General features: G+C 62.3%; 12 protein-coding genes. 9 read left to right on the forward strand and 3 right to left on the reverse strand.

The features are described from left to right. Positions 1–41 precede the first annotated feature (41 nt). Positions 42–2,831, forward strand: coding sequence for a [protein-PII] uridylyltransferase family protein (locus tag ACMU_RS15785; RefSeq protein WP_035261401.1), 2,790 nt, complete (start codon positions 42–44; stop codon positions 2,829–2,831). Next, positions 2,824–3,075 carry a hypothetical protein gene (locus tag ACMU_RS15790; RefSeq protein ID WP_035261541.1) on the forward strand — a complete coding sequence of 84 codons (252 nt, stop codon included), beginning with the start codon at positions 2,824–2,826 and terminating at the stop codon, positions 3,073–3,075. The genes ACMU_RS15785 and ACMU_RS15790 overlap by 8 nt, the downstream gene beginning before the upstream one ends. Here ACMU_RS15790 and eda read toward each other — a convergent pair whose 3' ends face one another. The 3 genes from eda to ACMU_RS15805 all read right to left on the reverse strand — a co-directional run bounded on the left by eda (position 3,076) and on the right by ACMU_RS15805 (position 6,544). Then, on the reverse strand, positions 3,076–3,717 hold the full coding sequence (eda, locus tag ACMU_RS15795) for a bifunctional 4-hydroxy-2-oxoglutarate aldolase/2-dehydro-3-deoxy-phosphogluconate aldolase (RefSeq protein WP_035261403.1): 642 nt from the start codon (positions 3,715–3,717) through the stop codon (positions 3,076–3,078). Between the two features lie 73 nt (positions 3,718–3,790). After that, positions 3,791–5,083 carry a serine--tRNA ligase gene (gene serS, locus ACMU_RS15800; RefSeq protein WP_035261405.1) on the reverse strand — a complete coding sequence of 431 codons (1,293 nt, stop codon included), beginning with the start codon at positions 5,081–5,083 and terminating at the stop codon, positions 3,791–3,793. 21 nt (positions 5,084–5,104) lie between these two features. Beyond that, complete coding sequence (locus tag ACMU_RS15805) at positions 5,105–6,544, reverse strand: pentapeptide repeat-containing protein (protein WP_081805556.1); 1,440 nt, start codon at positions 6,542–6,544, stop codon at positions 5,105–5,107. Positions 6,545–6,743: 199 nt separating this feature from the next. Between ACMU_RS15805 and yajC the strand changes: the two genes are divergently transcribed. The 7 genes from yajC to ccmB are packed head-to-tail and all read left to right on the forward strand — an operon-like array spanning position 6,744 to position 12,093. Further along, complete coding sequence (gene yajC, locus ACMU_RS15810; protein WP_051588388.1) at positions 6,744–7,070, forward strand: preprotein translocase subunit YajC; 327 nt, start codon at positions 6,744–6,746, stop codon at positions 7,068–7,070. A gap of 4 nt (positions 7,071–7,074) precedes the next feature. Beyond that, the gene (gene secD / locus ACMU_RS15815; protein WP_035261409.1) at positions 7,075–8,736 is read left to right on the forward strand and encodes a protein translocase subunit SecD; all 1,662 of its coding nucleotides are present in this window, start codon (positions 7,075–7,077) and stop codon (positions 8,734–8,736) included. Between the two features lie 10 nt (positions 8,737–8,746). Next, on the forward strand, positions 8,747–9,715 hold the full coding sequence (gene secF, locus ACMU_RS15820; protein WP_035261411.1) for a protein translocase subunit SecF: 969 nt from the start codon (positions 8,747–8,749) through the stop codon (positions 9,713–9,715). Continuing rightward, positions 9,708–10,460: a sulfite exporter TauE/SafE family protein gene (locus tag ACMU_RS15825; protein WP_035261414.1), complete on the forward strand. Its 753-nt coding sequence runs from the start codon at positions 9,708–9,710 to the stop codon at positions 10,458–10,460. The genes secF and ACMU_RS15825 overlap by 8 nt, the downstream gene beginning before the upstream one ends. Before the next feature lie 9 nt (positions 10,461–10,469). Next, positions 10,470–10,829 carry an Mth938-like domain-containing protein gene (locus ACMU_RS15830; protein WP_035261416.1) on the forward strand — a complete coding sequence of 120 codons (360 nt, stop codon included), beginning with the start codon at positions 10,470–10,472 and terminating at the stop codon, positions 10,827–10,829. Continuing rightward, on the forward strand, positions 10,826–11,440 hold the full coding sequence (gene ccmA, locus ACMU_RS15835) for a heme ABC exporter ATP-binding protein CcmA (RefSeq protein WP_035261417.1): 615 nt from the start codon (positions 10,826–10,828) through the stop codon (positions 11,438–11,440). Before ACMU_RS15830 ends, ccmA begins: the two co-directional genes overlap by 4 nt. Further along, positions 11,437–12,093 carry a heme exporter protein CcmB gene (ccmB, locus tag ACMU_RS15840; RefSeq protein ID WP_035261418.1) on the forward strand — a complete coding sequence of 219 codons (657 nt, stop codon included), beginning with the start codon at positions 11,437–11,439 and terminating at the stop codon, positions 12,091–12,093. Before ccmA ends, ccmB begins: the two co-directional genes overlap by 4 nt. Positions 12,094–12,103 lie beyond the last annotated feature (10 nt).

The raw sequence follows: 12,103 nt of genomic DNA on the forward strand, positions 1-12,103 counted from the left end.
AAGCCGTTGACGCCGCTTTTCCAGCGGCGCAAAACAGGCCTATGCGTTTTGCCACCGACATCACCCGCACGCCTTTGCCCTATGACATCGCACGCGCCGACGAGGTGCGTTCTGCGTTTGGCGAACAGCCCGCCGCCATTGTGGACTTGCTGGCCGGAACCGCCGGTTGCAGCCCCTATTTGGGCGGTCTTGTTCTGCGCGAGGGCGACTGGCTGCGCAGCGTTTTGACGCAAGACGTGGATGCGGTGCAGGCCGCGCTGTTGCAGGAGGTCGCCGCCTTGCCTCAGGCCGGGTTAAGCGCTGCGTTGCGCGTGGCGAAACGGCGCGTGGCCTTGTGGGCAGGCTTGGCCGATCTGGCCGGGATCTGGCCGTTGGAGGCCGTGACGCAAGCGCTCACAGATTTCGCCGATGCGGCCTTGCAAGTGGGGCTGACCCATTTGGTGACGGCCGAAATCGCGCGTGGCAAATTGCCGGGACAAACGGTTGATGATGCTGTGACCGGGGCCGGCATGGTTGTGATGGCACTGGGCAAGATGGGGGCGGGCGAGTTGAACTATTCGTCTGATATCGACCTGATCTGCCTGTTTGACCAAGATCGCTATGACCGTGACGATTACCACGATGTGCGGGCCGCGTTTGTGCGGATCACGCGCAAACTTGCGACGTTGATGTCCGACAATACCGCCGAGGGCTATGTGTTTCGCACCGACCTGCGGCTGCGCCCGGATGCCTCGGTGACCCCGGTCTGCATCGCGATGGAAGCGGCCGAACGGTACTATGAAAGCGTTGGGCGGACATGGGAACGCGCCGCCCATATCAAAGCACGGCCTTGCGCCGGGGACATTGCCGCGGGCGAGGCTTACCTGGCTCGTCTGGCCCCCTTTGTGTGGCGCAAGCACCTGGATTTTGCCGCCATCCAGGACGCCCACGATATGCGTCTGAAAATACGCGATCACAAAGGCTTGCACGGCGAACTTGACCTGAATGGTCACAATATGAAGCTGGGGCGGGGTGGCATACGTGAGATCGAGTTCTTCACGCAGACACGCCAGTTGATCGCGGGCGGTCGCGACCCGGGGCTGCGGTCACGGCAGACCGTTGAAGGTTTGTCGCAATTGGCCGCGGCTGGCTGGATACCGGCAGAGGTCAGTGATGCGTTGATCACGCATTACCGCGCCCACCGCGAAGTGGAGCATCGCCTGCAGATGATCAACGATGCGCAAACCCATGATTTGCCAGCAAATCCTGATGGGTTCGACCGGCTGGCGCGGTTCTGTGGCCATGCCGAAACAGAGGCGTTTCAGGCGGAGTTGCACACGAAACTGGAGGCGGTGCACGATCTTTGCGAAGGGTTCTTTGCCCCTGATACGCAAGAACAATCCGCCGTCCCCCCGTGGGCCGAGGCAACAATTGACCGTTGGGCGTCTTATCCGGCGCTGCGGTCTACCCGCGCGCAGGAGCTTTTTGCCCGGCTACGGCCGGGATTGTTGGACCGGATGGAGGCGTCGGGTCGCCCCGAAGAGACATTGCGGGCCTTTGATGGATTTCTTGCCGGGCTGCCGGCCGGCGTACAGCTGTTCTCGTTGTTTAACTCCAACCCGCAGCTTATTGATCTTGTTATAGATATTGCGGCTACTGCGCCGGATCTTGCCGTGTATCTGTCGCAAAATGCAGCGGTATTTGATGCGGTAATTGGCGGCGACTTCTTTGCCCCTTGGCCGGGTGGGCCCGCTCTGCGCAATATGCTGGCTGATCATCTGGCCGGGATCGAAGACTATGAAAGTCAGCTGGACGCCGCGCGCCGCTGGACCAAGGAATGGCATTTCCGCACCGGCGTACATTTGTTGCGTGCGCTGATCGGCACGGACGAGGCCGCGGCGCAATATGCCGACCTGGCACAGGCCGTTGTGGCGGCGTTGTGGCCGGTGGTGATTGAAAACTTCGCGCGCCGCCACGGACCGCCGCCGGGTCGCGGGGGGATCGTTCTGGGTATGGGTTCGCTGGGTGCGGGGCGGCTGGGACCGCGATCGGATTTGGACCTGATCGTGTTGTATGACGCGGAAGGTGTTGAAAGCTCGGTCGGCGAAAAACCTTTGGTAACAAGGGTGTATTATGCGCGCCTCACGAAGGCGATGATCACGGCACTGACGGTGCCGATGGCCGAAGGAAAGTTGTACGAGGTGGATATGCGCCTGCGCCCGTCGGGCAATCAGGGGCCGGTGGCAACGTCGTGGCAGGCGTTCCAAACCTATCAACGCGCCGAGGCGTGGACCTGGGAGCATTTGGCCCTGACCCGCGCCCGGGCGGTGGCTGGAACACCCAGCCTTGCCGTGGATTTCGAGGGGTTCCGACGCGGCCTTTTGCAGGACAATGCGGACCTGCCCAAAATTGCCCACGCTGTCACCGATATGCGGCGCCGTCTTGCCGAAGCCAAACCGGCCAGGTCCGCGTGGGAGGCCAAGCTGGGCCCGGGTCGTGCGCAGGATATCGAACTGGTGGCGCAAGCCGCAGCCTTGTCAGCCGGAGCGCCGAGTATACGGAATCAGGCGCAGATTCAGGCCGGGCGCCGGTCGGGTCTGTTTACGGACAGCGAGGCGAATGCGCTGCGTATTGCCTATGATCTTTTCCGGCGGATGGAAATTGCTGGCAAATTGTTGACCGATGCGCCCTTGGCGCCGGATGTGCTCAGCACACGCGGGCTGGCCTTTGTGCTGCGCGCAGTGGGCGAACGGGATGCCGCGGCATTGAACCGAACCATTGCCGAACGGCAAAGCGATGCGGCAAAGGCCATCGATGCGGCACTGGGCCGCGCGGGAGGCAACCATGACTGATCCGGATCCGCGTGGCCTGATCGCCGAGGCTTATGCCATCGACGACATCACCGAAGCGCAATGCCGCACTATCTTTTTGAACTGGGCGGTGACCGCAGGGGATACAGGCGCATCGGCAATTCAGGCGCTATTGGATCGCCACACGACGCCAGACCACCCCATGTCCCGCATATTGCGCGAGGCAGCGCAGACCGGCGTGGTGCCGCGCCGCCGCGGTGGTCGCGCGGCACGGCTGGATGGTTAGTTAGCGGGGCAGGGCGGCAGCCTCGGCCGCCAATTTGGTGATACCGTCCCAATCCCCGGCTTTGACCAGGTTGGCCGGGGCAACCCAGCTGCCGCCGACGCACAGTGTGTTGGGCAGCGACAGGTAATCGGTTGCGTTGGACAGGCTGACGCCCCCCGTTGGGCAGAAGCGGATTTGCGGAAGAGGCGAGGCCAGCGATTTCAGCAGCTTTGCACCGCCTGCCGCCTCGGCCGGAAAAAACTTCTGCACGGTATAGCCGCGCTCCAACAGCGCCATCGCTTCGGTCGCCGAGGCTGCACCTGGCAACGTGGGCAGGTCGTTGGCTTCGCAGGCATCCATCAGACGCGGGGTAGAGCCCGGCGACACACCGAATGTCGCGCCAGCTGCCTTGGCTTTTTCCACGTCGTCCGAGGTCAAAAGGGTACCTGCGCCGACAACACCACCATCCACCTTAGCCATCTCGGCGATCACCTCCAGCGCAGCGTCGGTGCGCAGGGTCACTTCCAGAACTGGCAGGCCACCCTTTACCAGGGCTTCGGCCAGTGGCCGCGCGGTTGCGGGGTCTTCAACCACCAACACCGGGATGACCGGTGCCAGGTCACAGACGGCTTTGGTTTTGACGGATGCTTCGGCGGGGGTCATGACACGTTCTCCGGCTAAGTTCGTTAGCGCTCACATACACGCAGAACCCACCGCCGTACAGGGGCAAATGGCCTCAGGCCAGCACCCCCTCGGCGGTGATCTGCGCCTTGCCACCCAGATAGGGGTGCAGAACCTCGGGCAGGGTAACCGAGCCATCGGCCTGCTGCCCGTTTTCCAGCACCGCGATCAGGCAGCGCCCCACCGCCAGGCCCGAGCCGTTCAGCGTGTGCACAAATTCCGGCTTGCCCCCTTCGGCCGGGCGGAACCGGGCGTTCATGCGGCGGGCCTGAAAATCGCCGGTGGTGGAAACCGAGCTGATCTCGCGATAGGTGTCCTGGCCGGGCAGCCAGGCCTCGATGTCATAGGTGCGCCGCGCGCCGAACCCCATATCGCCGGTGCACAGCACCACGGTGCGATAAGGCACGCCCAGCCGCTCCAACAGATCCTCGGCACAGCGCAGCATGCGCTTTTGTTCGTCATCCGAGGCATCGGGATGGGTGATCGACACCATCTCGACCTTCTCGAACTGGTGCTGGCGCAGCATGCCGGAAGTGTCGCGGCCGGCGCTGCCGGCCTCGGACCGGAAACACAGGGTGTGGGCGGTCAGCCGGATCGGCAGCGCGGCTTCGTCCAGCACGTCACCGGCCACCGAATAGGTCAGCGGCACCTCAGACGTCGGCACCAGCCACGCGCCCTCGGTTGTCTGGTAGCTGTCCTCGCCAAATTTCGGCAGCTTGTCGGTGCCGTACATCGCCTCGTCGCGCACCAGCACGGGTGAGTTCGTCTCGGTCAGCCCGTTTTCGGTCACATGGGTGTCCAGCATGAACTGCGCCAACGCCCGGTGCACCCGCGCCACGGCGCCTTGCAGCAGAACGAAGCGGCTGCCGGAAATCTTGGCCGCCGTCTCAAAATCCATGCCTGGAATAACCCCGGCAATCTCGAAATGCTCCTTGGGGGCAAAGTCGAATTCGCGCGGGGTGCCCCAGCGGGTGACCTCGACATTGTCGTCCTCGTCGGCGCCATCGGGCACGTCGTCATAAGGCAGGTTCGGGATCTCGGCCAACAGCGCGGTCAGGCGCGTATCCTCGGCCTGCGCCTCGTCCTTCAGACGCGCAACCTCGGCCTTTTTGTCGGCCACCAGCGCGCGCAGGCGCTGAAACTCATCCTCATCCCCGCGGGCTTTGGCGGCGCCCACCTCTTTGGAGGCCTTGTTCTGTTCGGCCTGCGCGGCCTCGGCGGCAGTGATCTTTTCGCGCCGCGCCGCGTCGATGGCCAGCACCGCGCCCGAGACCCCATCCCCCCCACGACGCGAAAGCGCCGCGTCAAAGGCAGCAGGGTTCTCGCGGATGGCTTTGATGTCATGCATGGGGTCAGGTCCGTTGGTGATTCACTCGTTCGGAGGCTTTAGCGTAAATGTCGTGCGATCGAAACCGATCTTGTCCTGCCAGGCGCGCCAGGCTTTCTGGAATTCGTCGAGCTTAAGTGCCTCTTTGGGCCAAAGCTCGGGCCAATCTTGATCATTTGGGCCCTTTCCACCCGGCAAAGTGACTGTACCGTCGCAAAAAACTTTACGATCAGACAGATCGTCAATCTGGTTGATTGACAGAATTTGCCCCGCCAATGCAGCACCTACCAAGTCAATAGACCTTAGTTCCGTTTCCTGGATCTGCGCGCCATAGAGGTTGGCACCCCGCAAATCGGCAAAAGCGATTTCGGCATGCCGCAGTTCCACTTCATTAAGGCAGGCGCTTCTTAGGTCAGCCCCATGAAGGGATACGCCACTAAAGTCTGCACGACTCAAATCCACGCCTATCATGTTCGCATCTCTTAGAGACGCGTTGTTTACTTTGGCAAAATAGAAATCGGCACCCTGCATTTGCGCAGTGTTGAGGGTTGCCTTTTGCATCTTCGCCCGTCCGAAGTTTGCTCCATTCATCTTCGCCGCGGTGAGGTCTGCCTCCCGCATCTCGGCCTTGCTGAAATCTGCTGCCTGCATCTCCGCCCAGCGGAGGTCCGCCCCCTGCATCTCCGCCCAGCGGAGGTCCGCCCCCTGCAACTGGGTCAACCGTAAGTTGGCCCCGGCGAAATCCCGTTTCGACAGGTTCAAACCCCGAAAATCGGCGTATTCGAAATTCAGGTGGAATTCGGCGTTTGTTTCGATGGCCCGCAGGTTTGGGCCGCGCCGGTCGATGATGTCGAAGGCCATCAACAAGTCATCGCGCAGGGTTCGTGCATCGCCCTCAAGCTTGCCATCCGCGTCAAACGACACCTCGGCCGCCACCTGTGCCCGCGCGTTTTCGCGGATATAGGCGCAGAGGATTTGCATGATCTGGATATGGTCATCGGGGCTGTTCTTGCTGATCCGTTCCAACGCCAGCAACCCGCCGATGCGCACCTCGATATTTGGTTGCGTGGTGATTTTATCGCCGTCGCGCACATCCCGCATAGCGCCAAGATTCTCAACCGCCTTGTTGATCTGGTCGGTGATGTGGCCCTGTTCGGCGACATCCGTTTGTCGCTGGGTGTAGATTGTTCGGAGGATAGTAAAAGGAAAGACAACGACAGCGGCAAGCGAAGCGGTCAACGCTGTGATGCCAAAGAAATAGAGGCTCGGGTTTAGGGGCGGATTTTCAGATGCAATGTTCGCGAAGTGTCCAGGAATACCCACGATCATCCAGATCAGAGTTCCCACAAGCGTGATCAAAACCACGGCGTAAACCATAAGGGCCAATACGCCCAACAGGCTGCCTAGCCAAGTGGCTTTAGAAAAATCGGGATCAGGTCGGAATCCCAGCCAAGTCGTTAGCGTATGTTTTGTATCGGCCATCGCCCCGCACCCCCGCAACTCTTACGCGATCAACTTAGCCAAAACGGCACCTATTGGTAGCCCCCGATTGACCCGGCGAAATGGCACCCCATATCGGGTGGAAGTCGCCTTGCCATCCTTGGGGCGCGCCTCTACTGTGCGCGCCAATTCAGGCGGGGTGCAAGGCCCCCCACGGGGACAAAAACGAGAGGGGACACTCATGTTCGCAACACCCGCATATGCACAGGCCGCCGGTGGTGGTGCCGGGGCCATTGGCCAGTTTCTGCCACTGATCCTGATCTTTGCCATCATGTATTTCCTGCTGATCCGTCCGCAGCAGAAAAAGGTGAAAGAGCATCGCGCCATGGTCGAGGCGCTGCGTCGCGGTGACCAGGTGGTCACGCAAGGCGGGCTGATCGGCAAGGTGACCAAGGTCAAGGATGAGAACGAGGTTGAGGTTGAGCTGGCTGAGGGTGTGAAGGTGCGCGTTGTGCAATCGACCATCGCGCAGGTCCTGTCAAAAACCGAGCCTGCCGAGAAAGCTTGATTTCATGCTGAATATCCCTCTTTGGCGGCGGCTGTTGATTGCCGCGGTTCTGTTGTTCGGGCTGCTGTTTGCCATGCCCAACCTGTTCTATGAGCGGGTCGAGGCGCATAACGACGCCGTTACAGCCATTGAGGTGTTTGGCGACTCGCCCGAGCGGGCCGCGGCGCGCGATGGCTGGCCCGGCTGGCTGCCATCGTCGCTGGTCAATCTGGGGCTGGACCTGCGGGGCGGGGCGCATCTGCTGGCCGAGGTGCATCTGAGCGATGTGTACGGCACCCGCATCGACACGATGTGGACCGATGTGCGCGACGCGCTGCGCGAAGAGCGCGCCACCGTTGGCACGATCCGCCGCCAGGACGGGCCCGACGACGAGCTGCGGGTGCGGATCTCGCAGCCTGAGGGCATGTCGACGGCATTACAGGCAGTCCGCGGCCTGGCCCAACCCATCGTGTCGCTGACCGGGGTGGGGGCCAACGATATCGAGGTGCGCGCCGATGGTGACGTGCTGATCGTGACATTGTCGGAGGCCGAGCGCATCGCCACCGACGACCGCACAATGCAGCAATCGCTGGAGATCATTCGCCGCCGCGTCGACGAGGCCGGCACGCGCGAGCCCACCATTCAGCGCCAGGGGGCCGACCGCATTCTGATCCAGGTGCCGGGCATTGGCTCAGCCCAGGAGTTGAAAGACATTATCGGCACCACGGCGCAGCTGACGTTTAACCACGTGGTGGGCCGCACGTCGAACCCGAACGAGGCACCGGGTGCACGCAACGTGCTTTACCCTGCGCTGGACGAGCCCGACACCTATTACATCGTCAACAAATCGGCTGTGGTCACCGGTGAGGATCTGGTAGATGCACAGCCCGCTTTTGATCAAAACGGTCTGCCGGTGGTGACCTTCCGATTCAACACCTCGGGCGCGCGTAAATTTGGCGATTACACGGCCGAGAATATCGGCAACCCCTTCGCCATCGTGCTGGATGAGGAGGTGGTTTCGGCCCCGGTGATCCGCGACGCGATCCGGGGCGGATCGGGGCAGATTTCCGGGCAGTTCACCATCGAATCCACCACGCAGCTGGCGATTTTGCTGCGGGCGGGTGCGTTGCCGGCGGAGCTGACCTTCCTTGAGGAACGCACCATCGGCCCCGAGCTGGGCGCAGACAGTATCGAGGCCGGGCGCATTGCCACCATGGTCGCCTTTGCGGCGGTTCTGGTGTTCATGGGGCTGAGCTATGGGCTGTTTGGGCTCTTTGCCAATGTGGCGCTGGTGCTAAACGTGGCGCTGATCTTTGCGGTGCTGTCGACCATCGGGGCGACGCTGACCCTGCCGGGGATCGCGGGGATCGTGCTGACCATCGGGATGGCGGTGGACGCCAATGTGCTGGTGTTTGAGCGCATCCGCGAAGAACTGAAGACGGCCAAAGGGCCGGCGCGCGCCATCGAGCTGGGCTATGAAAAAGCGCTGAGCGCGATTATCGACGCCAATATCACCACGCTGATTGCGGCGGTGATCTTGTTCTTGATGGGCTCGGGCCCGGTGCGCGGGTTCGCGGTGACGCTGGGCGTTGGCATCCTGACCTCGATCTTCACGGCGATCTTTGTGACGCGTCTGTTCGTGGTCATCTGGATGGAACGCCGCCGACCCAAGACAATTACGGTGTAAGGAGGGACCTATGCGCCTGAAACTTGTTCCCGAAAACACCAAATGGGATTTCTTCCGCTTTGCACGCGCCACATTCGGCGCGTCGATTGCGGCGGTGATCGCCTCGATTGCCGTCTTTGCGCTGATCGGGCTGAATTTTGGCATCGATTTCCGGGGCGGCACCACGATCCGCACCGAAAGCAGCACACCGGTCGACGTGGCCGCCTATCGCGCCGCGCTGGCGCCGCTGAACCTGGGGGATGTGACCATTACCGAGGTGTTCGATGTCAACTTTGACGAAGATCAGCATGTCAGCCAGATCCGCATTCAGGCGCAGGACGACCAAGAGTCGATCTCGGCCGGAACGGTCGCGTCGGTCGAGGCTGCCTTGCAAGCTTTGGACCCTGCGATCACCTTCCCGTCGGTTGAATCCGTTGGGCCAAAGGTGTCGGGCGAGCTGGTGATGACAGCGATTTACGCGGTTCTGGCGGCCATCGGGGCGGTGCTGGTCTATATCTGGCTGCGGTTCGAATGGCAGTTTGCCCTGGGGGCTGTGGCCGCGCTGGTGCATGATGTGCTGATCACGATCGGCATCTTCTCGGTCCTGCAGATCAAGTTTGATCTGGCCATTATCGCGGCCCTGCTGACGATCGTCGGCTATTCGCTGAACGACACTGTGGTGGTCTTTGACCGGGTGCGCGAGAACCTGCGGCGGTACAAGAAACTGGCCCTGGGCGAGGTGCTGAACCTGTCGATCAACGAAACCCTCAGCCGGACGGTCATGACCTCGGTCACCACGCTGATCGCGCTGATTTCGCTGATCGTGCTGGGCGGCGACGTGATCCGCGGCTTTGTCTTTGCAATGATCCTGGGCGTGGTGATCGGCACCTATTCGTCGGTCTTCGTGGCTTCGAACATCCTGCTGATGCTGGGGGTCAAACGCGACTGGACGAAACAGGATCCGTCCGCCGGCACGCAGTTCGGCAACGCCGATGCCTGAGGGGCTGGCACTGGCCCTTGCGACGCAGGGGCTGGTGCTGATCATGGCTGTCAAGTTTCTGGCCGGGCTGACCTACGGTTTCGCCGGTTTCGGCGCGGCCCTCATCTTTATCCCGCTGAGCTCGCTTTTTGTGCCACCACAGGTTGCTGTGGGGGTGATGGCCGTGTCGTCTGTGGGATCCCTGTTCACCGTATTCCGCCCCGCCTGGGCCGAGGCCGACAGGACCCGCGTCATGTGGATGCTGATCCCGGCCTTCGTTACGTTGACGCCCGGTGTTTGGCTGCTGGGAACGCTTGATGTGACAGCGTTGCGGTGGATCATCTCGGCGGTGATCGGGGTCAGCCTTGTGGCGATGATCACCGGGTATCGTCGGGCTGTTGCGCCTTCGAATGCGATGTTGGCCGGGATTGGCGGCGGCGCCGGGTTGGTGGGGGGATTGACCGGGCTTACTGGCCCGGTGGTGATCCTGTTCAACCTTTCAGGACGCGAAGATGCGCGGATCATGCGGGCAAACACGCTGTGCTTCCTGACGCTGTTGGGTACGTTGATGATCCCGCAACTCACGCTGCAAGGTCTTTTCACAGCGCAGGTGCTGTGGCTGGGGCTGATCATGTTGCCGGTCTACATAGTGGCCACGTGGCTGGGACGGCGTCTTTTTGATCCGCGCCGCCAAGGCCTTTATCGCGGGCTTGGATATGCCGTGATTGCGGGTGCGGTGCTTGTTGGCTTGCCGCTTTGGGATTAGAGATAGCTCATGCAGATGAAAGAACTGGAATTCAGCGACGCACTGCCAATTGACGGCTATGGCCCCGGCTTCTTCCGCATTGGTGGCGAAGTGATCGAAGGGGGCGTTCTGGTGCATGCCGGCGGGGCCTTGAAATGGGACGGGATGGACGATGCCGCGCCCTTGATGGCCCTGGTTGGCACCATCGACGTGCTGTTCCTGGGCACCGGGGCCGAGATTGCGCACCCCCCCACGGCTCTGCGTAAGGCGCTGGAAGAGGCCGGGATCGGTGTCGAAGCGATGGCCAGCCCTGCCGCTGCGCGCACCTACAATGTATTGCTGTCCGAAGGCCGACGAATTGCCGCAGCCCTGTTGCCGGTTGGTGCATGAGCCTGCGCGCCGTTGACCTGACCTGCACCCGCGGCGGCATCGAGGTGTTGCAAGGGGTGAACCTGTCGGTGGAGGCGGGCCGGGCGCTGTTCCTGCGCGGGCCAAACGGCAGCGGTAAAACCACGTTGTTGCGGACACTTGCCGGGCTGCAACCGCCGCGCGCCGGCCGGGTTGAGGCCGCGCCCGAAAGCCTGACCTATGCCGCCCATGCGGATGGGGTGAAGGCGACCCTGAGCGTCGAGGAGAACCTGCGGTTCTGGGCGCAGGTGAACGGCACCGGCGGGATCGAGGCGGCGCTGCAGGCGTTTGATCTTGACGCCCTGCGCCATCGCCCGGCGGGCGGGTTGTCGGCGGGACAGAAACGGCGGCTTGGACTGGCGCGGCTGATAACGGCAGGGCGGCCGGTCTGGTTGCTGGACGAACCCACGGTATCGTTGGACCGCAACGCGGTTGCGCTGTTCGAAGCAACCCTGCGCCGCCATTGCGAAAGCCGGGGCAGCGCGGTGATCGCCACCCATATCGACATTGACATTCCGGCCGACATTCTGGACCTGGCGCCATTCCGCGCTCGGCCCAGGGCCGATGCAGCGTTTGACGAGGCCTTTCTGTGATTGCCGTTCTGCTGCGCGATTTGAAGCTGGCCATCCGCGCGGGCGGTGGGTTTGGGCTGGGTCTGGCGTTCTTTCTGATTGTCGTCGTGCTGGTCCCGCTGGCGGTTGGGCCAGAAACCGCAACACTTTCGCTGATTGCGCCGGGTATCCTGTGGATCGGGGCGTTGCTGGCCTGCCTGTTGTCGCTGGACCGCATTTTTGCGCTGGATTTCGAGGATGGCTCGCTGGACCTGATGGCCACGTCGCCCCTGCCTTTGGAAGGCGTGGTGGTGATGAAGGCGCTGGCCCATTGGATTACGACGGGCCTGCCGCTGACGCTGGCCGCGCCGGTGCTGGCGATTTTGCTGAACCTGCCGACGCAGGCTTTTGGTTGGCTCATGATCTCGTTGGTCCTCGGCACCCCGGCGCTGAGCATGATCGGCGCCTTTGGTGCGGCGCTGACGGTGGGGTTGAAACGCGGTGGGCTGTTGCTGAGTTTGCTTGTGCTGCCGCTCTATGTCCCAACCCTTATCTTCGGGACCGAGCTGATCCGCCGCGGGGCAGGGGACATGGCCACGACCACCCCGCTGATTCTGCTGGCGGTCATCACGTTGGGCACCTTGGCCGTGCTGCCATTTGCCGCCGCCGCGGCGTTAAGGATCAACTTGCGCTGACCTGATCACA

The organism is Actibacterium mucosum KCTC 23349, assembly GCF_000647975.1.
Lineage (GTDB): Bacteria > Pseudomonadota > Alphaproteobacteria > Rhodobacterales > Rhodobacteraceae > Actibacterium > Actibacterium mucosum.

Excerpts from the sequence above, each read along its gene's own strand:
- ACMU_RS15785 (WP_035261401.1), top strand. The coding sequence starts at position 42 with ATGCGTTTTGCCACCGACATCACCCGCACGCCTTTGCCCTATGACATC.
- ACMU_RS15790 (WP_035261541.1), top strand. The coding sequence starts at position 2,824 with ATGACTGATCCGGATCCGCGTGGCCTGATCGCCGAGGCTTATGCCATC.
- eda (WP_035261403.1), bottom strand. The coding sequence starts at position 3,717 with ATGACCCCCGCCGAAGCATCCGTCAAAACCAAAGCCGTCTGTGACCTG.
- serS (WP_035261405.1), bottom strand. The coding sequence starts at position 5,083 with ATGCATGACATCAAAGCCATCCGCGAGAACCCTGCTGCCTTTGACGCG.
- ACMU_RS15805 (WP_081805556.1), bottom strand. The coding sequence starts at position 6,544 with ATGGCCGATACAAAACATACGCTAACGACTTGGCTGGGATTCCGACCT.
- yajC (WP_051588388.1), top strand. The coding sequence starts at position 6,744 with ATGTTCGCAACACCCGCATATGCACAGGCCGCCGGTGGTGGTGCCGGG.
- secD (WP_035261409.1), top strand. The coding sequence starts at position 7,075 with ATGCTGAATATCCCTCTTTGGCGGCGGCTGTTGATTGCCGCGGTTCTG.
- secF (WP_035261411.1), top strand. The coding sequence starts at position 8,747 with ATGCGCCTGAAACTTGTTCCCGAAAACACCAAATGGGATTTCTTCCGC.
- ACMU_RS15825 (WP_035261414.1), top strand. The coding sequence starts at position 9,708 with ATGCCTGAGGGGCTGGCACTGGCCCTTGCGACGCAGGGGCTGGTGCTG.
- ACMU_RS15830 (WP_035261416.1), top strand. The coding sequence starts at position 10,470 with ATGCAGATGAAAGAACTGGAATTCAGCGACGCACTGCCAATTGACGGC.
- ccmA (WP_035261417.1), top strand. The coding sequence starts at position 10,826 with ATGAGCCTGCGCGCCGTTGACCTGACCTGCACCCGCGGCGGCATCGAG.